The organism is Rhizobium sp. GR12 (genome assembly GCF_036596185.1).
Lineage (GTDB): Bacteria > Pseudomonadota > Alphaproteobacteria > Rhizobiales > Rhizobiaceae > Agrobacterium > Agrobacterium nepotum.
In genome coordinates this window covers 38,645-64,338 of record NZ_JASXTH010000013.1, presented here as the reverse complement: position 1 = coordinate 64,338, position 25,694 = coordinate 38,645, and the positions used below count along the sequence as shown (strand labels likewise).

23 protein-coding genes and 1 tRNA gene are annotated in these 25,694 nt (G+C 59.2%); 12 read left to right on the top strand and 12 right to left on the bottom strand.

From position 1 onward, the window contains the following. Positions 1–2: 2 nt before the first annotated feature. On the bottom strand, positions 3–1,229 hold the full coding sequence (locus tag QSK43_RS21220; protein WP_332305144.1) for an NAD(P)/FAD-dependent oxidoreductase: 1,227 nt from the start codon (positions 1,227–1,229) through the stop codon (positions 3–5). On the opposite strand from QSK43_RS21220, the gene mnmD reads away from it, so the two are divergent. After that, complete coding sequence (mnmD, locus tag QSK43_RS21215) at positions 1,228–1,971, top strand: tRNA (5-methylaminomethyl-2-thiouridine)(34)-methyltransferase MnmD (RefSeq protein WP_332305143.1); 744 nt, start codon at positions 1,228–1,230, stop codon at positions 1,969–1,971. The two genes, QSK43_RS21220 and mnmD, sit on opposite strands and share 2 nt — an antisense overlap. A 41-nt stretch (positions 1,972–2,012) precedes the next feature. Here the strand turns inward: mnmD and QSK43_RS21210 are convergent, their stop codons facing one another. Continuing rightward, positions 2,013–5,702, bottom strand: a complete 3,690-nt coding sequence (locus QSK43_RS21210) for a response regulator (RefSeq protein ID WP_332305142.1) — start codon at positions 5,700–5,702, stop codon at positions 2,013–2,015. Positions 5,703–6,163: 461 nt separating this feature from the next. On the opposite strand from QSK43_RS21210, the gene QSK43_RS21205 reads away from it, so the two are divergent. Then, positions 6,164–7,636: a DEAD/DEAH box helicase gene (locus tag QSK43_RS21205; protein WP_045024345.1), complete on the top strand. Its 1,473-nt coding sequence runs from the start codon at positions 6,164–6,166 to the stop codon at positions 7,634–7,636. A gap of 109 nt (positions 7,637–7,745) precedes the next feature. Here QSK43_RS21205 and QSK43_RS21200 read toward each other — a convergent pair whose 3' ends face one another. The 4 genes from QSK43_RS21200 to QSK43_RS21185 form a co-directional block, all read right to left on the bottom strand. Continuing rightward, positions 7,746–8,654, bottom strand: a complete 909-nt coding sequence (locus tag QSK43_RS21200) for a DMT family transporter (RefSeq protein ID WP_332305141.1) — start codon at positions 8,652–8,654, stop codon at positions 7,746–7,748. Between the two features lie 169 nt (positions 8,655–8,823). Next, positions 8,824–9,213 carry a DoxX family protein gene (locus QSK43_RS21195; protein WP_332305140.1) on the bottom strand — a complete coding sequence of 130 codons (390 nt, stop codon included), beginning with the start codon at positions 9,211–9,213 and terminating at the stop codon, positions 8,824–8,826. Positions 9,214–9,453: 240 nt separating this feature from the next. Beyond that, positions 9,454–10,071: a L,D-transpeptidase gene (locus tag QSK43_RS21190; protein WP_332305139.1), complete on the bottom strand. Its 618-nt coding sequence runs from the start codon at positions 10,069–10,071 to the stop codon at positions 9,454–9,456. A 78-nt stretch (positions 10,072–10,149) separates the two neighbouring features. Beyond that, entirely contained in the window at positions 10,150–11,046 is an 897-nt protein-coding gene (locus QSK43_RS21185) for a DMT family transporter (protein WP_332305138.1), read from the bottom strand. Between the two features lie 474 nt (positions 11,047–11,520). On the opposite strand from QSK43_RS21185, the gene QSK43_RS21180 reads away from it, so the two are divergent. The 7 genes from QSK43_RS21180 (at position 11,521) to QSK43_RS21150 (ending at position 17,042) form a co-directional block, all read left to right on the top strand. Continuing rightward, positions 11,521–12,930, top strand: coding sequence for a circularly permuted type 2 ATP-grasp protein (locus QSK43_RS21180; protein WP_045024335.1), 1,410 nt, complete (start codon positions 11,521–11,523; stop codon positions 12,928–12,930). A 2-nt stretch (positions 12,931–12,932) separates the two neighbouring features. Beyond that, on the top strand, positions 12,933–13,874 hold the full coding sequence (locus QSK43_RS21175) for an alpha-E domain-containing protein (protein ID WP_045024332.1): 942 nt from the start codon (positions 12,933–12,935) through the stop codon (positions 13,872–13,874). 21 nt (positions 13,875–13,895) lie between these two features. After that, positions 13,896–14,717, top strand: a complete 822-nt coding sequence (locus QSK43_RS21170) for a transglutaminase family protein (protein ID WP_332305137.1) — start codon at positions 13,896–13,898, stop codon at positions 14,715–14,717. Positions 14,718–14,723: 6 nt separating this feature from the next. Next, positions 14,724–15,320, top strand: coding sequence for a class I SAM-dependent methyltransferase (locus QSK43_RS21165; protein WP_332305136.1), 597 nt, complete (start codon positions 14,724–14,726; stop codon positions 15,318–15,320). 121 nt (positions 15,321–15,441) lie between these two features. Continuing rightward, a complete protein-coding gene (locus QSK43_RS21160) occupies positions 15,442–15,906 on the top strand; it encodes a GNAT family N-acetyltransferase (RefSeq protein ID WP_332305135.1) in 465 nt (154 codons plus the stop codon). A 48-nt stretch (positions 15,907–15,954) separates the two neighbouring features. Beyond that, complete coding sequence (locus QSK43_RS21155) at positions 15,955–16,365, top strand: VOC family protein (RefSeq protein WP_332305134.1); 411 nt, start codon at positions 15,955–15,957, stop codon at positions 16,363–16,365. A 23-nt stretch (positions 16,366–16,388) separates the two neighbouring features. Further along, entirely contained in the window at positions 16,389–17,042 is a 654-nt protein-coding gene (locus tag QSK43_RS21150) for a histidine phosphatase family protein (protein ID WP_332305133.1), read from the top strand. 196 nt (positions 17,043–17,238) lie between these two features. Here QSK43_RS21150 and araD1 read toward each other — a convergent pair whose 3' ends face one another. From araD1 to chvE, 4 genes are all read right to left on the bottom strand, one after another. Further along, the gene (gene araD1 / locus QSK43_RS21145) at positions 17,239–18,234 is read right to left on the bottom strand and encodes a 2-keto-3-deoxy-L-arabinonate dehydratase AraD1 (protein WP_332305132.1); all 996 of its coding nucleotides are present in this window, start codon (positions 18,232–18,234) and stop codon (positions 17,239–17,241) included. A 116-nt stretch (positions 18,235–18,350) separates the two neighbouring features. Further along, a complete protein-coding gene (gene gguB, locus QSK43_RS21140; protein WP_045024317.1) occupies positions 18,351–19,547 on the bottom strand; it encodes a sugar ABC transporter permease GguB in 1,197 nt (398 codons plus the stop codon). Next, entirely contained in the window at positions 19,544–21,082 is a 1,539-nt protein-coding gene (gene gguA / locus QSK43_RS21135; protein ID WP_045024315.1) for a sugar ABC transporter ATP-binding protein GguA, read from the bottom strand. The genes gguB and gguA overlap by 4 nt, the downstream gene beginning before the upstream one ends. A 91-nt stretch (positions 21,083–21,173) precedes the next feature. Then, a complete protein-coding gene (chvE, locus tag QSK43_RS21130; RefSeq protein ID WP_332305131.1) occupies positions 21,174–22,238 on the bottom strand; it encodes a sugar ABC transporter substrate-binding protein ChvE in 1,065 nt (354 codons plus the stop codon). A 255-nt stretch (positions 22,239–22,493) separates the two neighbouring features. Here chvE and QSK43_RS21125 point away from each other — a divergent pair, with 255 nt between their 5' ends. Continuing rightward, positions 22,494–23,498: a LysR family transcriptional regulator gene (locus tag QSK43_RS21125; RefSeq protein WP_045024375.1), complete on the top strand. Its 1,005-nt coding sequence runs from the start codon at positions 22,494–22,496 to the stop codon at positions 23,496–23,498. Positions 23,499–23,570: 72 nt separating this feature from the next. Further along, positions 23,571–24,047, top strand: coding sequence for a hypothetical protein (locus QSK43_RS21120; RefSeq protein ID WP_332305130.1), 477 nt, complete (start codon positions 23,571–23,573; stop codon positions 24,045–24,047). Between the two features lie 35 nt (positions 24,048–24,082). On the opposite strand, the gene QSK43_RS21115 is transcribed toward QSK43_RS21120, so the two are convergent. Continuing rightward, the gene (locus tag QSK43_RS21115) at positions 24,083–24,376 is read right to left on the bottom strand and encodes a hypothetical protein (protein WP_332305129.1); all 294 of its coding nucleotides are present in this window, start codon (positions 24,374–24,376) and stop codon (positions 24,083–24,085) included. Positions 24,377–24,563: 187 nt separating this feature from the next. Further along, on the bottom strand, positions 24,564–25,070 hold the full coding sequence (locus QSK43_RS21110; protein WP_332305128.1) for a MarR family winged helix-turn-helix transcriptional regulator: 507 nt from the start codon (positions 25,068–25,070) through the stop codon (positions 24,564–24,566). A 521-nt stretch (positions 25,071–25,591) separates the two neighbouring features. On the opposite strand from QSK43_RS21110, the gene QSK43_RS21105 reads away from it, so the two are divergent. Continuing rightward, a tRNA-Arg gene (locus tag QSK43_RS21105) sits at positions 25,592–25,668 on the top strand. Positions 25,669–25,694: the final 26 nt, after the last annotated feature.

The following is a 25,694-nucleotide window of genomic DNA, read 5'->3' as shown; positions in this document are numbered from 1 at the left end:
AACTAATCAGAACTTTCTAAAGTCCGAGACGCAATACTCACGTGTTCTTGAAGGCGAAACCCAGAGGGGATGACTGGCGTGTGACCGCACACGACCTGCAACGCCGCATCGGCAAGAAAATGGGCAATGCCGAAGCTGACCTTGAAGCCGCCCGATAGCGCTACGAGCTTCGGATGATCCGCAACAGACCCCACCATCGGATCCCTTCCAACCGCTTTCGGCCGCAGACCCGCCCAGCGCTCCAGCACCGGCGCGCGGGCAAGCGACGGCACGACCCGATAGGCCTCGGCGAGCAGGTTTTCCAGCTTTTCGTCGGTGCTGCAAGGATCGGAAAAACAATCTTCGCTGGTACTGCCGATAGCGACGGTGCCATCCTCATGCGGCACGATATAGAGGCCGTTCAGGAACACGACCGGCATGGCCGGGTCGGCCGCCGCGTCGAGAAGGGCGGCCTGTCCTTTCACCGCCTGCCCAAGCGCGACACCAGCGTCGAGACCGAGCGCATCGCGGATCAGGGGGAAGGAGGCAGGTCCGTTGGCAACAACGACATGACCGAAGAGAACCTCGTCACCCGACGACAGCACCGCCCGCCCGCCATCTGGATCGAGTGAAAGCACACTGCACTGTTCCGCCACCTGCACATGCCGGGCCTTGAGGAGAAAAGCCGCCAGAAGGGCGATCATCGCGCGCGGCGACACCCTCGCCGCCAGCGTATCGAGCACGAAGCCCGCCTGCCCCGCCGCCTCATCCACCCATCCCTGAACGGAAGGGCTGTCGCCGACATGCCAATGGAACTGGCGTTCGCCCGAAACCCAGTTTTCCCCGGCATCCCGCTCGTGTCGTTCGGCGATAGTGCGCAGATGCGGTTTCGGCAGCGGAATGATCCGGCCGCACCGCCGATAGCCGGCGGAAAGCCCGGTCTCAGCCTCCAGTTCGGCGATCTCTTTTTCCAGCGCGACAAGGGCATCGAACTGGAATTGCTTCTTGTCCGACCAGCGGTCCGGCATATGCGGCATCAGCGCGCCCAAAAGCCCGCCACTTGCGCCGTCACCAAGGCGGCCCGCCTCCACCAGCAGGGCGTTTATGCCCAGTCGCTCCGCCTTGACGGCGGCCCAAAGCCCCATGATGCCGCCGCCGACGATGAGGAGCGGCACGGAAGCCGGCAAACTTGATGTCCCCGATCTTGACGATTGACCATGTTCGAAAGCGGGATTATCGGCTTTAGCCATGAAACATTCCAATGACACTATCGCGGATACCAGTTCGGCAACCGGAGAAACCCGCACGGCGCTCGACTGGCGTGAGGGGGATATGCCCTATTCGCTGGCCTTTGACGATCATTTTTATTGCCAGACGGATGGCAGGCTGGAATGCGGCCATGTCTTCCTGTCCGGAAACGGCCTGCCGCAACGCTGGCTTGAACGGGAGGGCGTCTTCCGCATCGGCGAACTCGGTTTCGGCACCGGCCTCAATCTCTGCGAGACCTGGCGTCAATGGAAAGAGGCCCGCAACGGCCGCTCCACGCTGCACTTCATGTCCTTCGAACTCTACCCGATGAAGGCCGACGAGATCGACCGGGCGCTTTCGCGCTGGCCGGAAGTGGACGCTGAGCGCAAGGCGCTGGTCGCCCGCTGGCCCGATGACCCGAAAGGCGATGTGGCAATAGAACTGGATGACGAGACGCGTCTGACGGTGGTGTGCGGCGAAGCGCTCGCCGGCATTTCCGGCAGAAATGAAAGCTTCGACGCCTGGTTTCTGGATGGCTTCGCCCCTGCCCGCAATCCGGACATGTGGTCGCTGGAGATCATGCAAACGCTGTTCGGCAAAACGGCTCCAGAAGGCACATTCGCCACCTATGCCGCCGCCGGATTCGTCCGCCGCAACCTTATCGCCGCCGGTTTTGACCTGGAGCGCCGCAAGGGTTTTGCCGGGAAACGGGAAATGCTTTGCGGCACCAAGCCGTCGAGCTGAGGCGACCCTGAACATCGCAGCCGCAACCGGCCCGCATGGTTTTAAGCAGTCGGCACGTCGCGGCGTGGCCGGTTGTCCCCCAGCCATTGCGCGACCTTGTCCTCGAGAATTTCAGGACTGATCGGCTTCGACAGATAATCGTCCATGCCCGATGCAAGGCAAAGCTCGCGGTCCGCCTCCTGCGTATGGGCGGTGACGCCGATGATCGGAACATGCCGGCCGTCGGCGGCCGCCTGTTCGGCGGCGCGGATTGCCAGCGTCGCCTGATGCCCGTTCATGACAGGCATGGAGACATCCATGAGGATGACGGTGGGATTGTGCTCCTCCCACGCCTGAACGGCCTTCTTGCCGTTGCCGACGATCAAGAACCGCAGACCCGCCTGCTGCAAAATCTGGGTAAAGACGATCTGGTTGACGTCGTTGTCTTCGGCAACCAGCACATCGACAAGACAGGGCCGACGCCGATCCGGAACGGCCGGCGGCGCAACCCGCCGCTTCTTTTCAGCGAGGCTGTTGTCCGACCGGACCGGTACATCACCACCGCCCGGCATCTGCGGATGCTGCCGGGCGCGCTTCATCCGCACATCCCGCACCACATCGAACAGGGTGGAGCGCAGGAGCCGCGCCCGCGCCGGCTTCATCAGATGCGCCTGCACGTTGAGATCGGTGAACAACGTCTCATCGCCGACGACATCCATGGAGGTCAGGAAAACAATGGCGATGTCGTCGAAACGACTATCCGCCCTCATCCGCTCGACCACATCCAGCCCGTTCATAACAGGCATATGATAGTCGAGAATGACGGCGTCGATGGAAAAGCCGAGCAACACGGCCTCATGCAAGATGGCGATGCCCGAAGGCCCGTCCGCGACGGCATGACCGTCGATACCCCATGTCTTGAGCTGCTCCGTCAATATGCGGCGATTGACGTCGTTGTCGTCGATGACCAGCACCCGGATATTTTCGATCGCCCCGGCAATAAGCGGAACGTCGCGCCATTTTTCCGTAACCTGAAACGGAATGCTGACCTCAAAGGTGGAGCCTTTGCCAACTTCGCTCACGACGTTGATCGTGCCGTCAAACAGGCCGACGAGGCCGACAGTGATCGCCAGTCCGAGCCCCGTCCCCTCGTGCCGGCGCGTCGCGGAACCGTCGACCTGGCTGAACTTGTCGAAGATGGTCTCGATCTTGTCGGCTGGAATGCCGATGCCGCTGTCTTCGACGCGCAGCGACAGAATGGTCTCGGAGGTTTCCGCCGACTGCGCCGAAAGCTCGATCAGCACATGCCCCATTTCCGTGAACTTGACAGCGTTTCCGACAAGATTGGTGACGATCTGACGGAACCGTCCGGCGTCGCCCATGACCTTGCCGAAAACCGACGGATCGATCCGGACGACCAGCTCTATGTCCTTTTCCAGCGCCGCCGAGGACAGAAGGGAAACCACATCCTCGACCGCTTCGGCCGGATCGAAAGGCACGCTGCGCAGTTTCATCTGCCCGGCCTCGATCTTGGAGAAATCGAGGATGTCGTTGATGATCGTCAGGAGCGCATTGCCGGATTTGACGATGATATCGGTGAAGGTTTTCTGGCGCGTATCCAGATTGGACTTGGCCAGAAGCTCCGCCATGCCGAGCACACCGTTCATCGGCGTGCGGATTTCATGGCTCATATTGGCCAGGAATTCCGATTTGGCGCGATCCGCCGCTTCCGCCCGTGAAAGCAGCCGCTGCAATTCCTCCTCGCGCATCTTCATGTCCGTCACATCGGTGACGATGATGAGCCAGTAATTGCCGGAACTGTTGGTGGCCTCCAGATTGAGCCAGCTTTTGCCGGCAACATGGATGAGCCAGGAGAACGGCCTGTTGGCGGCGATATTCTCTCTCCAGGCGCTCAGCGTCGCGGCCGCCTCCTCGTCAGTGCCGAAATCTCCGCGACCGGCGCAATGGACAAAGAAACCCGACCAGTTGCAGCCTTTTTCCAGGAGATGCGGCGGCACCTCGAACATCTGTGCCATCGCCTCGTTGGACATGATGATCGTGCCCTGTTCGACAAGCACCAGCCCCTGCGCCATGGCGCGCGTGGCGCCCTGCATATATTCGCCGACACGTTCCAGTTCGGCCTTCGCCTTGCTGATCTCGGCGTCGCGCATGCGCACGTCGGTCACATCGGCATAGGTGCTGAGGATTTTACCGCCGTCGAGGCGGGTTTTCGAAATGACGGTGACCTTGCCGCTTTTGCTGCGCACCTCACGCGGCGTGAAAACCTCATCCTTGAGAAGCCGCTCCGCCCGCTGGTTATAGAGCTCCTCGAAGGACATATCGCCGTAGTCGTAAAGGCCGCTGTCGAAATTCAACTCCATGAATTCGCGATAGCTTTTGCCGACAAGCGACTTTTCGCCGCCGATTTCGCCCCAGACGTCATGGAAGAACGGATTGACATATTCGATGACGAGATCGGCATCGAGCAGCAGCACGCCCACCGGCAGGGCGTGAAGAACCGCCTCCAGCTGGCGATGCAGCGCTTCGGCCTGCGCCTGCGCGGCGATCAGTGCATTTTCCCGATCCTGCAACAGGCTGACATCGGTGATGGAGCCGACCAGATAATATTCGTCATCGGGGGTCGCCACCCGGCCGACCCGCGTTATGACCGGAACGGAGCCGCCACCCGGCAGCGGCAGGGTCTCAGCTTTCTCTATCGCCTCGCCGGTCGCAAGAAGCTGCTCGTTTTCAATGCGGAGCCTTTCGCTATCACCCGGAAACATCTCGCATTCGGTCATCCCGATATAGCGGGTGAGGTCGCCTCCGAAGAATTGTTCATAAGCCGTATTGGCAAAGGTCAGGCGGCGGTCTTCATCGCGCAGAAACACCGCCACGGGCAATTGCTCGAGTGCGGCGCGCAGCAGCCAGGTCTCGCGGATCTGTTTGCTGAGCAGGCTCTCATGGGTCTTGAACTCCGTCACATCAACGCGAAACCCGACCAGCATGCCGTTTTCCAGCCGCTTGTTGACCATTCGCACCCAGCGGCCATCGGCGAACTGCTCCACCCTTTCGAGATAGGGCAGGGAAAAATCCCGCAACTGCTCCTGCAGCCATGCCTCGTAATGCGGATCGTCCACCTCCGCGTCGCGGTAACCGCTCGAAAAATAGACCGCCTCCATCAGCGTCTCGAGCCGGGTGCCGGGCTTCAGCTCGACGTCGAAAGCATTGTAGAATTCCACGAAGCGGGCATTGCAATAAACCAGCCGGTTTTCACGGTCGTAAATCACGATGCCGGCATCGATGAGATCGATCACGCCGCTGCCGAACAGCAGGTCGGCGCTGCCGGCGCCCGAAAATCCCTCCACCACGGCGGACGGCATTTCCTCGAACACTTCGAACAGGAACAGATTGCCGTCGTCGCCGGTGAAGCGTTCGCAGCGCAGCGTGTGGGGCCCGGAGGACGCCGCGCCATGGCATGAGATCATCTCGTCCGTGGCGAAGACCAGCGAGCGACGCTCCCTGTCCTCGCGCTCGGCATCGCGAATATTTGCGGAAAGGGCAAAGCTGGTGTGACCCTTGAACGCCGCAGGCGGGCGTCCCATGACCCGGGCATAGGGAGCATTGACCATGAGATAGCGCAGCTCGCTATCCTTGATGCACGCGGGCAGATCGAGGGCAGCGATGGCCCCGTAAGCTTTTTCCAGCAACCCGCGGGCTTCGGTCAATCGATACTCCACACCGTGCAGTTCCATCCTTGTCGAATCAAATATTTCCGGACTTAGTCGCAAAAACGTTATGTGAGAAAAGCTCTCTTTGCTATGTACGAGACGGGCCGTTACCCTTTTTTAACCATAATTATTCGCTCTCGCCTGCGCCACGCGGGCAACCTTCAGCCTCTTCCGCATGGCTGCCATGCGTCGCCGGACGGCGGCTTTACAAAACTATCGCTTGACTTTAGCCCGTAAAACGCCCACATGCCGGTCAAGCTTTCACCTTCGGCAGCCGCGTGAGCTGCAGCGTATGATCAAGATGACTTGGCCCGCATGAAGGAAAAGCGCAACGAATACAGAAGACGGCGTTTGCCGCACTGATGCGCAGAAAGTTATTCCAACCCACAAGTTCCCAATTCACGCGGGGTTCTTGACGCCGAAACCGCCGGACAGCAGCAACTGCTCCGGACGATTGGTTTTTGGCGCCCCGAAAGGCAATATTATTGACCAGTTTTAGCGAACTCGGCCTCTCTGAAAAGATTGTGGCCAGCGTTACCCAGCTTGGCTACACCACTCCCACCCCCATTCAGGCAAAAGCCATTCCGCTGCTGCTTGAAGGCCGCGATCTCATCGGCCTCGCACAGACCGGCACGGGCAAGACGGCAGCTTTCGGCCTGCCCATCATCGAAATGCTGATGAAGCAAGCCGACCGCCCGGCAAACCGCACCACCCGCACGCTCATCCTCGCACCGACGCGCGAACTGGTGAACCAGATCGGCGAAAACCTGCGCTCCTTCGTGAAGAAGACACCGATGCGCATCAACCAGGTTGTCGGCGGCGCTTCGATCAACAAGCAGCAGCTTCAGCTCGAAAAAGGCACTGACATCCTGGTGGCGACACCCGGCCGTCTGCTGGACCTGATCGCCCGCAACGCGATCTCGCTTTCCAAGGTGACCTATCTGGTGCTGGACGAAGCCGACCAGATGCTCGATCTCGGCTTCATTCACGACCTGCGCAAGATCTCCAGAATGGTTCCGGCCAAGCGCCAGACCCTCCTGTTTTCGGCGACGATGCCGAAGGCGATTTCCGAGCTTGCCAGCAACTTCCTGACGGACCCGATCAAGGTCGAGGTCACGCCCCCCGGCAAGGCTGCCGACAAGGTCGAGCAGTACGTGCATTTCGTTGCCGGCAAGAACGACAAGACCGACCTTCTGAAGAAGTCGCTGAACGACAATCCGGACGGCCGCTCCATCGTTTTCCTGCGCACCAAGCACGGCGCAGAAAAGCTCTACAAGCATCTCGAACATATCGGCTTCAAGGTCGCGTCCATCCACGGCAACAAGAGCCAGGGCCAGCGTGAGCGGGCACTGAAGGGCTTCAAGGATGGCGAGATCAACGTCCTCGTCGCAACCGACGTCGCCGCTCGCGGCATCGACATTCCGGCCGTGACGCACGTCTTCAACTACGACCTGCCGGAAGTGCCTGATGCTTACGTTCACCGCATCGGCCGTACCGCCCGCGCCGGTCGCGACGGCATCGCCATCGCATTTTGCGCTCCGGACGAAACCCGCCTGCTGCACGACATCGAAAAGCTGATGAAGATCGATATTCCGGTTGCCTCCGGCGAACGTCCGGCCGGTCTCGCCAGCCCGACGCGTCCCAACAACAACCGTGGTCGTAACAATAATGGCGGCCCGCAGCGTGCGCCACGCGAAGGCGGTCGCCACACCGGCGAGCCCCGTCCTTCCCGCAACCACGCCCCGCGTGATGCGGACAACGATCTGGAAGTCACGTCCGACTTCAAGCGCGTCAAGACCGAAGCTGACGCGGGACGCCCGGCCGGCCCCCGCAAGCAGCGCCGCCCGGCCCGCAAGCCCGGTGGCAACGGCGGTAACCGCCACGCGCCTTCTGGCGGCAACGGTCAGGAAAAGCGCGCTTCCGGCAACGGAAACGGCAATCGCGGCCGTAGCCGCTAAATAACTCTGCGCGAGCCGGTTCTCCCGGCATCGCGCAGCGGAAATCATAGCGCCTGAAGGCGTCTCTCTTCAAACCCCGCAAGCTCAGGCTTGCGGGGTTTCTTTGTTTTCAACCGCCCTGCGCCAGCGGACGACGCCGTGACGGCAAGGTCATGGCCAGCACACCGGCAATCACGCAGACGAGCCCCACCCACATGGCGGGCGTCGGCACTTCCCCCAGAAACACCATGCCGATGGCGACGCCGACCGGGACCCTCAGATAGGCCTGCGATGTGGTGCCGACCGAGCCGAGCGTCTGCATCAGCCGGAAATAGATCATGAAAGCGAGCGCGGTTGAAAAGACGCTGAGGCACACAAGCGCGGTGAGCGAGGCCGTAGACGGCGACAATGTCCAGGGTCGATCGACGATCAAACTCACCGGCAACAGAAGCACCGCGCCGCAGATCAGCGAGCCGGCGGCAGGCATGACAGGATCGAGACCCCTGAAGTTCTTGCTGAAAATGGCGGCGCAGGCATAAGAAAAGGCGGCCGTCAGCACGGCAAGCTGGCTCCACAGCGCCTCTCCCGCACCGCTGAACACCTCCAGACCGATGATGAGGCAGACGCCCGTCATGCCCGCAACGGTGCCGAACAGCTTGCGCCCGCTGACCTGTTCGTGCCGGATGACGAGCGCGGTGAGCAGAAAGGTGAAGATCGGCGTCGTCGCGTTGAGGATGACGGCAAGACCGGCATCGATGCTTTGCTCCGCCCAGGCGATCAGCGTGAAGGGCAACACGCTGTTGATGCAAGCCTGAACGAAGAAAAGCCGCCAGGTGGCAAAATCCTTCGGCAAGCGCAGCCCGCGCAGCCGGATAACCGCCAGCAGCAACAGACCGGCGATCAACGTTCTCGATGCGATGAAGGTCAGGGGCGGAATGGTCTCCACCCCGATCTTGATGAAAGTGTAGGATGCCGCCCACAGCGTGGACAGCAAGGCGAGCAACAGCAATTCGCGGGCAATGGGATTTTGTGAGGTCACGGATCGACTTTCCAACAGCGTTCAGGATGAACCGTTCCTACCCCGAAAACAAGCATCCGTGCTTCGGCGGCGGCCGAAGTTTCCACCCCTTTTAGAACATGAAGCCCCGCATGGGTCATGACCATGCGGGGCTTCAGCAAAAGATATCGGTGACCGACGGTCGGACGGATCAGACGCGGCGCTCATCCACCGAGAAGGCTCCCGGACCGGCAAAGACCAGATAGAGGAAAACGAAGCAGAACAGAATGGCGGCGTCGCCGCTGTTCAAGACCGGGAAAACGCTGCTTGGCGCATGCGCCATGAAATAGGCGACAGCCATCTGGCCGGAAAGGATGAAGGCGACCGGTCGCGTGAACAGGCCGATCAGCAGGAGAATGCCGCCGACGAATTCCAGAAGTGCAGCCACCAGCATCAAGGTCGGCAGCGAACCCTGCATCTGCGATGCCGGAAAGCCGAACAGCTTCTGCGTTCCATGTTCGATGAAAAGCAGCGCCGCGATGATGCGCAATGCTGCAAGAGCATAAGGCTGGTAGCGAGAAAGATTGTTGAAAGTTGCCATGTTGATGTGTCCCCGTTGAAGTGGTGCCGCGCTCGATACAGTGCATTTCGTCCTTTATGGATACACGTCTCGAACACCGGAAATCACGTTTCCGATATTGCAGAACTCCCTTAAATACAAAAAGGGAGGCATTCTACACATGGTTGATTTTACAGCATAAAACTGACCATTTGCCGAAAAAATCAACTCAAGGGTACAGGCATTTTTTGTGTGGTAAAGACGGAAAAAACCGCCTTCACGTCACGCCTGCAACACAACCACCTTCGAACCGACCGGTATGCGGTTATAAAGATCGATGATGTCGTGGTTGAGCATGCGGATGCAGCCGCTCGACATAGCGTGGCCGATGGATTGCGGCTGGTTGGTGCCATGCAGGCGGAACATGGTGTCGTTGCCGCCGCGATAGAGGTAGAGCGCACGCGCACCCAGCGGATTGTTCGGACCGCCCGGCATGCCGCCGGCGAATTTCAGATTGCGCGAATCGCGGCGCATCATGTTGGCGGTCGGCGTCCAGGAAGGCCATTCCGACTTGCGGCCGATATAGGCGTCACCCTTGAGAGCGAGCCCCTGACGGCCGACACCGACGCCGTAACGCATCGCCCGCCCGTCACCCAGAACGTAATAAAGACGCCGGGCCGGCGTATCCACAACCACCGTTCCAGCCGGATGCGCAGTGTCGTAGGCGACTTCCTGCCGGCGCAGCTCAGGCTTGACCTTGTCGAGATGCATGGCGGGAAGTGGGAATTTCTCCTCCGGCTTCGCCGCGTAATTGAGCCTTTGCTGTCCGATGCCGGAACTCGCGCAGCCGGCCAGCAGCAGCGGCAATCCGAACAGAACACCACGACGTGAAATAGACATGTAACCCCCGCCAAATCTCTAGATTAACGAGAGGTATAATTTTATGGTTAACAAATCTCTAATATGAGGTTGTGGTAATTAACCCGTCGCAACCGGTACGGCGGGCTTGCGATTGGCCAGATAAACCCCCGTTACCGCCAGAACCGTGCCGGCGATCATGGCGGGCGTCAGCGTTTCCCCGAAAAGCAGGGCGGCTTCCACGGCAGCCAGCGGCGGCACGAGATAGATCAGCGAGGCGGCGCGCGATACCTGCCCGCGCCGGATCAGGTAGAGCAGCAATGCCACAGCGCCGATGGAGATCGCACCCACCGACCAGGCGAGCGTGGCGGCAAGCCCGAGGCTCCAGTCTACATGGCCGTCCTCCAGCAAAAGCGCGAATGGAACGGTGACGATGAAAGCGCCGACATATTGCAGCGTGGCGACCGCCATGATGTTTCCGCCATGGACGTATTTCTTCTGGTAAAGGGTGCCGTAAGTAACTGATGTCATGCCCAGCACATTCACCGCCACGGCATAAAGCGGCACGGAGATGCCGAGCGCGCCAGTGGCCATGACCTTGGGCAGAACGGCGATGGCGATGCCCACAAAACCGATGAGCAGGCCGGCGCGCTGCAAGGGCGAGATTTTTTCACCGATCACGTAGCGGGCGGCCACCGCCGTCATCAACGGCTGCAAACCGGCGATGATGCCGCCGATCGCCGCCGGCACGCCCTGCCCTATCGCCCACCAGATCATGCCGAGATAAAGACCGTGCAGGAACACGCCGGACAGGATCGCCCGGAAGACGTCGGCGCGCCTCTCCGGCCACTGAATGGAGGAGAACCGGCAGATCGCCCACAATAATGCGCCCGCCAATACGTAACGCAGACAGAGGAAGGTTAGCGGCCCGGTGTAATGGACGGCATATTTGGCGGTGACCCAGCCGGTCGACCAGAGAAAGACGAAGATGGCCGGAGCCAGACGGTCGAGCGACATCGGAACATCCCCTGTGCCGCATGGCGCCCTGCAACCGGACGCGGTCCGGGACATGAGGCATGCGGCGAATTGACATTTCTACGGCTGGACGCAAACCGGCGAACGACCGGGCTGGTGTCGGCGTGCACCCAACGCTGCCGTTTGGGCAAGGCGGTATCTCCATCCGCGCAAAAGGTCAAAGGCGTTTTCGTGATCACATCTTTCAGATTTTCTGATGCGTATCCCATGACCAATCAACAAAAAGCGGATGAACAAACTTTGTGCATTCGCCCACCGTGCACACAGCGCAGCCATCCCATTACGCGCCACCTTGCCGAGCAACCAATTTGCCGATGCCGCATTTATAGGCTGAAACCGAAAAAACGCTTCTTTTTTAAAACTCTAGGATGGTGAAAAATCTTCGCGGCGGCGTCCGCATAGTTCTTGCATTGCATTTGTCGTTGTATTCATATGGCAAAAAAGGGGACATCGAAGTTGGCATTTGACGAAATGATAAATGCGGACAACGCGCCGCGAAACCCATATGAAAACTATAACGAGTGGTACAGCCGGCAGGACAGGGCGCACCTGATCCAGAAATCAAAAGACGCGGAAAACATCTTTCGAAAAACCGGTATTACATTCGCAGTCTATGGCCATGCCGACAGTTCGGAAAAACTGATCCCCTTCGATATCATTCCGCGCATCATCTCCGGGCGCGAGTGGCGCAAACTGGCCCAGGGTATCGAACAGCGCGTTCTCGCTCTCAACGCTTTCCTCGACGACATCTATCACAAGCAGGAAATCATCCGCGCCGGACGCATTCCGCGCGAGATCATCGAGAAAAACGTCGCATTCCTGCCGGAAATGATCGGGTTCACCCCGCCCGGCGGCGTTTACACCCACATTGTCGGCACGGATATCGTCCGCACCGGTGAAGACCAGTTCTACGTTCTGGAAGACAATGCCCGCACGCCATCCGGTGTCAGCTACATGCTGGAAAACCGTGAAACGATGATGCAGATGTTCCCGGAACTCTTCCATGAAAACAAGGTGCGACGGGTGGAGGACTATCCCTATCTGCTGCGCCAGTCGCTCGCCTCGCTTGCCCCTCCCGGCTGCAGCGGCAAACCGCGCGTCGCGGTGCTGACCCCCGGCATCTATAACTCCGCCTATTACGAGCATTCCTTCCTCGCCGACATGATGGGCGTGGAGCTGGTGGAAGGATCCGACCTGCGCGTCATGGACGGCAAGGTCAAGATGCGCACCACCCGTGGTTATGAGGCAATCGACGTTCTGTATCGCCGCGTCGACGACGAATTCCTCGATCCGCTCACCTTCCGGCCGGATTCGGCGCTTGGCGTACCTGGCATCATGGATGTCTACCGCGCCGGCAACATCACCATCGCCAATGCCCCCGGCACCGGCATTTCCGATGACAAGGCGATCTATTCCTACATGCCTGAGATCGTCGAGTTCTATACCGGCCGCAAGCCGCTGCTGGAAAACGTGCCGACATGGCGCTGTTCGGAGCCGGACAGCCTGAAATACGTTCTCGACAATCTTGCCGAACTGGTCGTCAAGGAAGTCCACGGCTCGGGCGGTTACGGCATGCTGGTCGGCCCCACCGCGACGAAACGGGAACGGGCGCTGTTTGCAGAAAAGCTGAAAGCCCGCCCCTCCAATTACATCGCGCAGCCGACGCTGTCGCTTTCCACCGTGCCGATCATGGTGAAAAACGGCATCGCGCCGCGCCATGTCGATCTGCGTCCTTACGTGCTGGTTTCAGACAAGGTGAAGATCATTCCCGGCGGACTGACCCGTGTTGCCCTCAAGCAGGGCTCGCTCGTGGTCAATTCCAGCCAGGGCGGCGGCACCAAGGATACCTGGGTACTGGAGGACTAAGCATGCTGGGCAGAACGGCAAACGGGCTCTACTGGATGTTCCGGTATATCGAGCGCGCTGAAAACATCGCCCGGCTTATCGATGCGGGCCTGCGCGTTTCACTGACGCGCAGCGGCAGCGGCGATGAGGACTGGGACGGCGTGTTGCAAAGCGCCGGCGTGCATGAAGCCTTTCTCGAAACGCACGAGAAGGTGACGACGGCGGATGCGATCGATTATCTTCTGCGGGACAAGGCGAACCCTTCCAGCGTCCTTTCCTGCATCGAGGCGGGCCGCAACAATGCCCGCATGGTGCGCACGGCGCTGACGCGCGAGACATGGGAAGCCACCAACGAATTCTGGATCGAGCTTAAGAACAGCCTCGACCGCAGGGTAAAGGCGGCGGACATGCCGCAGACTATCGATGGCATCAAACACCGCGCCGGTCTGGTGCGCGGCGCTTTTCACGGTTCGATGCTGCGCAACGATCTCTATAATTTTTCCCGCATCGGCACCTTCATCGAGCGCGCCGACAACACCGCCCGCATTCTGGACGTAAAATATTACGTGCTGCTGCCCGCCGTCGCGCATGTGGGATCTTCGCTCGACAATGCGCAATGGGAGTCCATCCTGCGCTCGGTCTCGGCGCACCGTTCCTATGGCTGGGTCTATGATGCCGAATACAAGCCGGCCAATATTGCCGACTTTCTCATTCTCAACGGCCGCATGCCGCGCTCGCTCGCCTATTGTTACGAAAAGATCACCAGCAACCTCAATTACATAGCCGAGGATTACGGCGAAAAACACAAGGCGCACGAGACGGCGCAGAGCATCCGCGACAGTCTGCGCAAGACGACGATCGACCGTGTCATGGATGAAGGTCTGCATGAGTTTCTGGAGAGATTCGTCAACCGGAACGGGCAGCTGGGGCAGGAAATCATGGAAGGCTACCGCTTTTATCTGTAAGCGCGTGGACGGGGACAGCTTATGCGTCTGAAAATCACCCATACGACCGAATATGTCTATGACGAGCCGATGCCCTATGCATTGCAGCGGCTGCGCCTGACGCCACAGACCGGCCCGTGCCAGACGGTGGAAGACTGGGATGTATCGGTCGACGGCGCCACCGTCGAAGTGACCTATGACGACCATTTCGGCAACCGGGTCGCGCTGGTGGAAACGGAAGGCCCGCAACGCAAGGTCAAGGTCGTGGCAAGCGGCCTCGTCATCACCGAAGACAAGGCAGGTATGGTCGGCCCCCACACCGGCAGTGCGCCGCTGTGGCTTTTCCTGCGCGAGACCCCGCTCACCAAACCGGGAAAGCTCGTGCGCGAACTGGCGAAGGCCAGCACCGGCGACAGCGAGCTTGAGCGCCTGCACGACCTCATGGAGAAGATCAATAGCAAGGTGGAATATGTGCCGGGTTCGACCGACACCGAAACCACGGCCGAACTGGCGCTGGAAGCCAGCAAGGGCGTCTGTCAGGACCATGCCCATATCCTCATTTCCGCTGCCCGGCTGATGGGCCTGCCCGCCCGTTATGTTTCCGGTTATCTGATGATGGAAGACGTGGCGGAACAGACAGCCACCCATGCCTGGGCCGAGGTGCATCTGCAGGGGCTGGGCTGGGTTGGCTTCGACGCCGCCAACAACATCTGCCCGGACGACCGTTACGTGCGCATCGCCCTTGGCCTCTGCTACCGCGATTGCGCGCCAATATCAGGCATGCGGATCGGCCCGGCCGGCGAAACCCTGAACGTTTCGGTGACCGTGCAGCAATCGCAAAGCCAGAGCCAGTCGCAAAGCTGAGAGACCATGGCCGCCAAGGACGACGAAACAATCGGTTTTTATACGGATAACGCCAGAACCTATACGTCGAGGGGACAGGCGCCGGACCGGCCCCATCTGGAAAAATTCCTGGCACGCCTGGCCAATGGCGCAACCGTCCTTGAACTCGGATGCGGCGGCGGACAGGATAGCGAATTCATGCTCGCCGCAGGTTTCAATGTCCACCCCACGGACGGCACACCCGAAATCGCCAAGGCGGCGGAACTGCGGCTTGGCATTCCCGTCGCGACATTGCTGTTCGAGGATATCTGCGACGTGGAGGCTTACGACGGTGTCTGGGCCAATGCCTGCCTGCTGCATGTGCCGCGCCCCTCCCTGCCCGGCATCATCGGCCGCATCCACACGGCGCTGAAACAGGGCGGCGTTTTTTATGCCAGCTTCAAGGCCGGAGAAGCGGAAGGCCGCGACACCTTCGGCCGCTATTACAACTATCCTTCGAAGGTCTGGCTTGAGGATTTGTACGGGCAGTTCGACTGGGCAGGCATGGAGATCGAGGCCCGGCAGGGCAGCGGTTACGACAAGATGCCGACCGATTGGCTGCATGTGACGGCAACGAAATCCTGATCCGTTTTCAAGAACTTGTGGGTTGCGAAAGCGCTCTCCCACCGTTTAAATCGCATCATCGATTTACACGACATGGTCCGGCTTCAGCCTGCGGGTAAGGAAGTCCGCGAGGAGACGGTTTTTGTACAGGATTTCCGACTATCGGGACTGCCAGTCCCACGGCCCCGCCATTGCGGAACGGGTCTGGACCGCATGGTGGCAGGATAGCGGCCTCCAGATAAACGACGTGGCGGAACATCTGAAGGATATGACCAACCCCCATGCCCTGCCAACCGGCTTCGTCGCCCATGATGACAACGGTTATGTCGGCTCCGCCTTCCTCATTCATTGCGATCTGGAGGAGCGCCCGCAATATCTGCCTTGGGTCGCCGCACTCTGGGTGGAGGAAAACAGCCGGCGCTCAGGCGTCGCCCGGGCGCTCATGCAGGCCGCGACGCAAAGGGCCGCCGAACTCGGTCACGAGACGAGTTACCTGTGCTGCCGACGCGATCTCGAAACCTATTATACGAACTGCGGCTGGACCGTTCTGGAGCGTGGCGTCGGCAAACACGATCTGACTGTGCTGACCTACAGCACGAAAACTTAAAGCCGTCCGTCCTCGTCCCGGACAGTGCAGGAACCACCGGAGGAAACCATGCGACCGCCAGCCGCCATTATGGAAACCGCGATCTACGTGGACGATCTCGACGCCGCCGAGGCATTTTACCGTGATGTCTTCGGGCTGGAGGCGGTGCGCAAGCTGCCCGGTCAGTTCGTGTTCTTCAAATGCGGCCGACAAATGCTGCTGATCTTCGATCCGAAGCAATCCCGCACGCCCGATGCCAACAATCCGATCCCGCGTCATGGCACGGTTGGCGAGGGCCATTTCTGTTTTTACGCGGAGAATAAATCGGAAGTGGATGGCTGGAAGGCCCGCTTCGAGGAACTCGGTATTGCCATCGAACACTATCACCGTTGGCCCAATGACAGCTATTCCGTCTATGTCCGCGACCCGGCCGGCAATTCCGTGGAGGTGGGCGAAGGCAGGCTGTGGGGGTTCGAGTAAGCCCAAATACCCGGAAAAGCGCTATGAAGAACATTTTTGTCGTCACGCACACTCAGTCCGTCCATCATGTCGAGAACAAGGTCGGTGGCTGGTATGATACCGAACTGACACCCAAGGGAAGAGCCGATGCGGAGGCGACAGCCGGTAAACTTGCGGCCTTGATCGGCAACGCCTCAGTCGAAATCTTCAGTTCCGATCTTCTCCGGGCCTCCCAGACTGCGGCAATCATTGCTGAACACCTCAAACGCCCTTTTGAAACCATAAATGGCCTGCGGGAAATCAGCTACGGTTCGGCAGGTGGTATGCCGCAGGAATGGCTCGATGCCCGTCAGATACCCGCCCCCCATCACGATCGGATGGATCATCGCGGTGGAATTGCTGATGGCGAAACGAGACGTGAGGTGGCCGAAAGGGTATATTGCTCTGTGGACGCGATTATATCGCGTCCTTGCCCCACCCAGATCATCGTCACCCATGGCTTCGCTCTTACCTTCGTCATCGCGGCTTGGATAAAAATGCCGATCGATAGCGTCGGCTATGTCAGCTTTCCCGCGCGTTCCGGCAGCATCACGCACCTAAGACAAGATGATTACTGGCAGAGTCGCTCCGTTATTGCTTTGGCGGATGTTTCCCACCTGAAGGCGAGCTATGAAGGATCAAGTGAGGCAAGCGCTTGAAAGTTGCCCGATGCACAACGGGATAATGGGATGAAAGAGCTCTCATCTAGCGTCATCCTCGGGCTTGTCCCGAGGATCTATCCACGTCGCGTAAAATCAATCGGTTGCAGATCCTCGGGACAAGCCCGAGGATGACGTCGAGAGGGGGACGCTGAGCGTCCCCACCCTCAACCGTTTAACGTGCAGCCCCGCCAGATCAAATCTGGCGAACGGCGATCTCTTCTTCCGCTTCCACGGCAAGTACGTTCTTCAGCGGCAGGCCGAAACCGGCAGCCTCGATCTCGAACACGTCGCCCGCTTCCGGCTTGATACCCTCGGCAAAGGACAGCGTCGCGGTGCCGAACATGTGCACATGCACGTCGCCCGGTGCGCGGAACAGGCCGTATTTGAAGTGGTGATATTCGAGGTTCGCGAAGGTGTGGGACATGTTGTCCTCACCCGAAACAAACGGCTTTTCGAAAATCACCTTGTCGCCACGGCGGATGCGCGAGGTGCCGCGAATATCCGACGGTGCAACGCCGACGCGGATTTCCGGGCCGAAGCTTGCCGGGCGCAGCTTGGAATGGGCGAGATAAAGATAGTTGATCCGCTCGGTGACGTGATCGGAAAATTCGTTCGATACGGCAAAGCCGATGCGCACGGGTTCGCCCTTGTCGGAGATCACGTAGATGCCAGCCATTTCCGGCTCTTCGCCGCCATCAAGCGCGAAGGACGGAGAGGTGAGAGCCGCACCGGGTGCCGCCGCCACATGGCCGTTGCCCTTGTAGAACCACTCGGGCTGAACGCCCTTTTCGCCAGCCTTCGGCTTGCCGTTTTCCAGACCCATGCGGAACATCTTCATGGAATCCGTGAGGCTCTCCTCGGCGGCTTCCGTGGTCTTCTTGTGCATGCTGTCGCGGGTCGCAGCGGAGCCGAGATGGGTGAGGCCGGTGCCGGTCAGATGCAGATGCGCCGGATCCGGATGGGTGATCGGTGGCAGGAAACGACCCTCGGCATAGGCCTTTTCGAGATCGACATCATCGCCCAGACCATGGGCGGACACGACATCGGCAAGGCTTTTGCCGCCATTGGCGGCTTCCATGGCGAGCGCATAAACGGAGGCTGCATTGTTGACGGCGTGCGCTTGGCCACCTTCTTCGCGAACGGCCACAACGATCTTACCGCTTGTGTCCTTGATCTGTGAAATTAGCACGGGATTTCCTTCCTCCGGCGCAGCGCGCCTCATCTCTCTTCGGCGCATCGCGCCTGCACCTTATGAAAGTGGCCGGAAACCGGCCACTTTTTTGACTTGCTATATGGGTTGGGCGATCAACCCTTGTTCTTGTTGTAAACGTCGAAGAACACGGCGGCGAGCAGCACGAGGCCCTTGACCATCTGCTGGAAATCGATGCCGAGGCCGACGATCGACATGCCGTTGTTCATGACGCCCATGATGAAGGCGCCGATAACAGCACCGGTGATCTTGCCAACGCCGCCGGAAGCCGAAGCACCGCCGATGAAGCAGGCCGCGATCACGTCCAGCTCAAAGCCCACGCCAGCCTTCGGCGTCGCCGAGTTGAGGCGGGTCGCGATGATCATGCCGGCAAGACCGGCCAGCACGCCCATGTTGACGAAGGTGAGGAAGCTCAGGCGTTCCGTGTTGATACCGGAAAGCTTGGTCGCCTTTTCATTGCCGCCCATGGCGTAAACGCGGCGGCCGATCGTCGTGCGGCGCGTCACGAAGCTGTAAAGCGCAATGAGAACCAGCATCACGATCAGAACGTTCGGCAGGCCGCGATAGGTAGACAGCTGGTAGCCGAGGAACACGATGGCAGCCGAGATCAGAAGATTCTGGCCGATGAAGAAACCGAAGGGCTCGACATCGATGCCGTGCTTCACATTCACGACACGGCGACGCCATGCGAGATAGAACAGCGCGATCGGGATCAGCGTCGTCAGGATCATCGACGTGGTGTTCAGGCCTTCGATGCCGCCGATATCAGGCACGAAACCGGTGCTGATGACCTGGAAATCGGTCGGGAACGGGCCGATGTTCTTGCCGCCCAGCACAAAGAGCGTAAGGCCGCGGAACACCAGCATGCCCGCCAGCGTCACGATGAACGACGGAATGCGGTGATAGGCGATCCAGTAACCTTGGGCAGCACCGATGATGCCGCCGATGACAAGACAAATCAGCGCCGCGAGAAACGGGTTCAGGCCCCATTGCACGGTCAATATGGCCGCGATCGCGCCGACGAAGGCGACGATGGAACCGACAGAAAGGTCGATATGTCCGGCCACGATGACAAGCAGCATGCCAAGCGCCATGATGACGATGAACGAGTTCTGCAGGATGAGGTTGGTCAGGTTCACAGGGCGGAACAGGATGCCGCCGGTGTAGAACTGGAAGAAAACCATGATAGCGACGAGCGCGATCAGCATGCCGTATTCGCGGATATTGGAGCGAATATACGACCCGACCGAGATGACGTTGCTTTCTTCGTTTGTGGTGTTTGCCGAACTCATGAGTTCTTCTCCCCTGAGCGCATGATAGCGCGCATGATGCTTTCCTGGCTCGCCTCTCCCTTCGGCAATTCAGCGACGATGCGGCCTTCGTTCATGACGTAGATGCGGTCGCAATTGCCGAGCAGTTCGGGCATTTCCGATGAGATCATCAGAACGCCTTTGCCGTCGGCAGCGAGCTGGTTGATGATGGTGTAGATTTCGTATTTCGCACCGACGTCAATGCCGCGTGTCGGCTCGTCGAGGATCAGCACATCAGGATTGGAGAACAGCCACTTGGACAGCACAACCTTCTGCTGGTTGCCGCCCGAAAGATTGACCGTTTCCTGAAAGATGCCCGAAGAGCGGATGCGAAGGCGGGAGCGGAAGTCGCTCGCCACTTTCATTTCCTTGATGTCGTCGATGACGCTGGCTTTCGACACACCGGCCAGATTGGCAAGCGTAGTGTTGTGCAGGATGTTGTCGTTGAGCACGAGACCGAGATGTTTGCGGTCTTCGGTCACATAGGCGAGACCGGCGTCGATCGCCTTGCGCACGGTGCCGACATCCACGACCTTGCCGTTCAGCAGGACCTCGCCGGTGATCTTGTGGCCGTAGGACTTGCCGAAAACGCTCATGGCGAATTCCGTGCGTCCTGCCCCCATCAACCCGGCGATGCCGACGACCTCGCCCTTGCGGACGGTCACGTTGATGTCGTGCAGAACCTTACGGTCGCGGTGCTGCTGGTGATAGGCGTTCCAGTTCTTCACTTCGAGAATGGTCTCGCCGATCGGCACGTCGCGCGGCGGATAACGATCTTCCAGATCGCGTCCCACCATGTTGCGGATGATAACGTCCTCGCTGATTTCTTCCTGATGACAGTCGAGCGTCTTCACCGTCATGCCGTCGCGCAGCACGGTGATCTGGTCGGCCACCTTGCGCACTTCGTTCAGCTTGTGGGTGATGATGATCGACGTCATGCCCTGCTTGCGGAACTCGATCAACAGGTTGAGCAGCGCCTCGGAATCGCTCTCGTTGAGCGAGGCGGTCGGCTCGTCGAGGATGAGGAGCTTCACGCTTTTCGACAGCGCCTTGGCGATTTCGACCAGCTGCTGCTTGCCGACGCCGATATCGGTGATCAGCGTCTCCGGCGATTCCTTCAGACCCACCTTCTTTAGAAGCTCGCGGGTGCGGTTGAAGGTCTGCTGCCAGCTGATGACACCGTTCGAAGCGACCTCGTTGCCAAGGAAAATATTTTCCGCAATCGACAGGAGCGGCACAAGCGCAAGCTCCTGATGAATGATGATGATACCAATGTCTTCGCTGTCATTGATGGCGCGAAAATTCCGCACGGCGCCTTCATAATGGATTTCGCCCTCATAGGTGCCGGCGGGGTAAACACCGGAAAGGACCTTCATCAAGGTCGACTTTCCAGCGCCGTTCTCGCCGACGAGTGCGTGGATCTCACCTTCCTTTACCTTGAGGTTGACGTTCTCAAGCGCTTTCACGCCCGGAAACGTCTTGGTGATGTTCCGCATTTCGAGAATGGTATTGGCCATATCGCAATCCAGCGCCCGATTAATTCAGGCGTTTTTATTTTTATGGAAAAACGGGGATGACGCCAAGTCATCCCCGCATGTGTTTTCAAGCTTATTTCAGCTGGTCAGCGGTGTAATAACCGCCATCAACGAGAACCTGCTTGTAGTTGTCCTTGGTCACGGCAACCGGCTTCAGCAGGAAGGAAGGAACAACCTTGACGCCATTTTCATAGGTCTTGGTGTCGTTCACTTCAGGCTCCTTGCCCTGCAGAACGGCGTTGACCATGCCGACAGTGACCTTCGCGAGTTCGCGAGTGTCCTTGAAGATGGTCGAATACTGTTCGCCGGCAATGATCGACTTGACCGACGGAACTTCAGCGTCCTGACCGGAAACGATCGGCAGCGGCTGATCCTTCGAACCATAACCAACGCCCTTCAGCGAGGAGATGATGCCGATGGAAAGACCGTCGTAAGGCGACAGAACGGCGTCAACCTTGGCGTCGGTGTAATAAGCCGACAGCAGGTTGTCCATACGAGCCTGGGCCGTTGCCGGATCCCAACGCAGCGTGCCGACCTTGTCCATGCCGGTCTGGCCGGACTTTACGACTAGCTTGCCGCTGTCGATGTAAGGCTGGAGAACCGACATTGCGCCGTCATAGAAGAAGAAGGCGTTGTTATCGTCAGGAGAACCGCCGAACAGCTCGATGTTGAACGGACCCTTGCCGTCCTTCAGGCCAAGCTTGTCGGTGATAGAAGTCGCCTGCAAAACGCCAACCTGGAAGTTGTCGAAGGTTGCGTAGTAGCTGACGTCGCCGCTGTTGCGGATAAGGCGGTCATAAGCGATGACCTTGATGCCCTGCTGGCCAGCCTGCTTCAGAACGTCCGACAGCGTCGTGCCGTCGATCGATGCGATCACGAGGACCTTAACGCCCTTGGTGACCATGTTCTCGATCTGGGAAAGCTGATTCGGAATATCGTCGTCGGCATATTGCAGATCGGTCGTGTAACCGGCTTCCTGCAGCTGCTTGACGATGTTGTTGCCGTCATCGATCCAGCGCGCGGAAGACTTGGTCGGCATGGCGATACCAACAGAACCCTTGTCCTGTGCGAAAGCCGGCGCTGCGAAGGAAGCAGCACCGATGGCACAAGCCGCCATCAGCGAAATAATGGACTTCATTAACTCTCTCCCTTGAACCCTTCTTTGGTGCCTGCATGTTGCGACGCACCATAAAATTCATGCCATCAGAGGAAGAAGCTGCAGCGCGCCCGCCCCGATCTCGCAACTGCGAAATAGAACGGATGCCGCTCCTCCCCGGCATTCCGCAAATTGTTCTGAATCCATATAACTGTCAAATAGAATAAATCAGTTTCCATATATCAATTATGATATATTAAATCGATACAATAACCATTGAGGGGTATGAAGCAGGGCATGAGCAACCAGAAGGTGTATGAGCAGACGCAAACAGCAGATGCACTCTTCGTCTTCGAGGACAACCCTTTGCTGCGCGCCGGCTTGAAGATGAGCCACCTGCGCATGCTGGTCATGATCGAGGAGCACGGGCAGGTCAGCGCGGCCGCCGCCGCCATGAACATGACGCAGCCCGCTGCCTCGCGCATGCTCTCGGAAATGGAAGCGATCGTCAAAAGCCCGCTCTGTCAAAGGGCATCGCGCGGCGTGGTGCTGACCAAGTTCGGCGAGGCGCTGGCGCGGCGGGCCCGCACCATATTGCTGGAACTGCGCGAGGCGAGCCGCGAACTGAACCAGATGAAATCCGGCAGCGGCGGATCGGTCTATATCGGCGCCGTCACCGCCCCGGCCATCAGCCTCGTCGTTCCCGCCATAAGGCGGGCGATGGACACCTATCCCGGCATCGAGATCAACGTACAGGTGGAAAGCAGCAACGTGCTGGCCCGGGAATTGCTGGCCGCGCGTCACGATTTCATCATCGGCCGCATCCCGGATGATTTCGACCCCGGCCTGTTCTCCATCCATGAAATCGGCATAGAGCGCGCCTGCCTGGTGGTGCGCGAAGGCCACCCGCTGCTGGGCAGCGGCCCCGTGAGCCTGAAGGAGCTTTCCGGTTACGACTGGGTTTTCCAGCCGCCCGGCGCGCTCTTGAGAAGAACGACGGAGGACGTGTTCCTCACCCATGGCGTCGCCATGCCGCGCAACGTTATCAACACGCCATCCGTGGTGCTGACGCTCGCCCTGATCTGCAACACCGACGCAATCGCCCCGATCGCGCAGGACATGGCCGAGTTCGTGGCCGGCCAGCGGGCCGATATCGGCCGCACGCGCATCCTGCCGACGGATTTCGAGCTTGTCGTCAAACCCTACAGCATCATCACCACCAAAGGCCGCGTTTTGCCGCCCAGCGCCCGCCTGCTCTATGATCTCGTCCTGGATGAAAGCCGCAAGCTGACGGGCCTTTGAGAACGGCAAGCCAGACGCCACCTTCATTATATATAAAGGCCGGATCTATTGAGGCCGCCAGGGAACAGTCGCATGCTTTTCGGACAATCCGTCTTCCAGTCGGTCGTGGAAAGACTGAGACAGGAAAAAGAAGAAGAGAACGCGGAACCGCCACCGCCCGCCGGTCACCGCATTGCCGGTTTCAGCTCGGGCTTCGTCGTCGATACGCATTTTGATGCACCGCAACCGGGAAATGGCGGTCTCGACGCCTATCTCGCCTTTTTACCGGACCCCGCTCCACTTCCCGAGCCCCAGCCGGAAGCCGAACCGGAACCTATGCCGGCCCACCTCGAAAAGACCTCGCTCGCGGATGTTTCAGTGGAACTGGCAATCCATGAGACAGACACAGCCGCAACGCTTGCGGAAAAGCGCCGCGCCTTCGCAAGGCTCAATCATCCCGACGGGGTGAGACCGGAATTCCGGCACAATGCGACCCTGCGCATGACGGCGGCAAATCTCCTGATCGACCAGGCGATCCGGATGCTTCGAACCCGTGAGCATTTCCAGTAAAAGTAGGTAGCCCTCTTACATTCGGAAAACGCGCCTCAGCCGGCGTCGTTTTTATCAGCGGGCGCGCTTTCGCCTGGCTGGCCTGAATCGTTCTCGCCTGACTCATCCTTGCCTTCGGCTTCCTTGCCCGGAGCATTCTCGCCGCTGGCGGGTTTGAACTTCACCAACAGCTCATAGGCCGCATAAACCGCCACGCCGCCGACAACCGTTCCCCAGAAGGCCTCGCGATTGACGAATTCGATGACGGACCACGCGGCGCAAAAGCCGACGATAAGCAATCTGACCCATAAACGGCGATAAAGCGGATGGCTCGAATCGATAATCATCATGGCGTTCCCGTTTCGGGCCTTTCCAGAACATGTCACTGTTGCGGCATCGCGCGCGCCAGGAGGCACAGATACGCTTAAGCCTCTTGGCCGTTTCGCAGGCAAATTGCAACGCAAATCGACCCGCCAACAGCCGGGCTTACCGTGAAAAGGCAAGGAGGAGAGATGCCGCACCGGCTGGGGCGATACCTCAGTCCCGCAGGCGACCGAGCAGGGCCAGCAGCTGGTCACGGGCTTTTTTACCGCCGATCCTGTCGATCAGCTTTTCCTCACGGTCGCGCCATGCATCGGAAAGGCGGTCGAGAAGGCTGCTGCCCTCCTCAGTCATGTCGAGGAAATGAACGCGCCTGTCTTCTTCCGACCTGCGGCGGGCAAGCAGCCCCTTCTCTTCCATGTTGTCGACGATCGCGACGAAATTGGCGCGCTGGATGCCAAGCGCTTCGGCGACATCGCTCTGTTTGAGACCCGGATTGCCACCGACGATGACGAGAACGGAAAAATCGGCCGGCCGCAATCCCATCTCCGCCAGCACATCGGAAAACCCGTTTGCCACGGCAAGTTGCGAGTGTCGCAAATGATAGCCGATCGCCGTGGTCAACAATCCATAATCGACTGTTGCGGAGTGCCCCGCCTGCCCGCCGCCGCTTTCAGCTTTTTCCACCCGCGGCCCGCTGCTATGTGCCAATTGCAAAGCCATCCGATCCCCCGCCTGATTCGTTCTCTACCCTGCCGGAATCATAACCGACAACATTGCGAAACTGTATCCCAAATAAATGTAGATGATACTAATATTGTATAATAATTTGACAGTTAACCCCGACGAACAAACCTCAGCTTCCCGATCGTCATCCGGCGAGCAATAAAAGTATGATTATTTACCCATCGATTTTCAGGGTCTGAAACCGTCTCCCGTGCCTTGTTTGAAAGGCATCGCGGCAATCCGGCCCCATGCCTTCAACAGAGACGAAACAGCTGCCGGATCCGGAGATAATATACTACTTATAAGGGAACTTCCTTTTCGATAAAAAACACACTACGTCAAACGACGCCCCGCCCCGTTTCACCGCAAACACAGCCGCAGCCACCCCACAACAAGCCACGCCCTCCCCGCAGCCGGAAAACAGGCAACCTTTCGCAAATCTTTGATTTTTAGACATTGATGCGGAAAGAAAGCTGGGGTATGAACCAACCGCTGCACGCGTTTCAAGCGTGACCGCTGCACCCGTAGCTCAGCTGGATAGAGTGTTGGATTCCGATTCCAAAGGTCACAGGTTCGAATCCTGTCGGGTGCGCCATATTTCTCGGCATGGTCTGTCGAAGC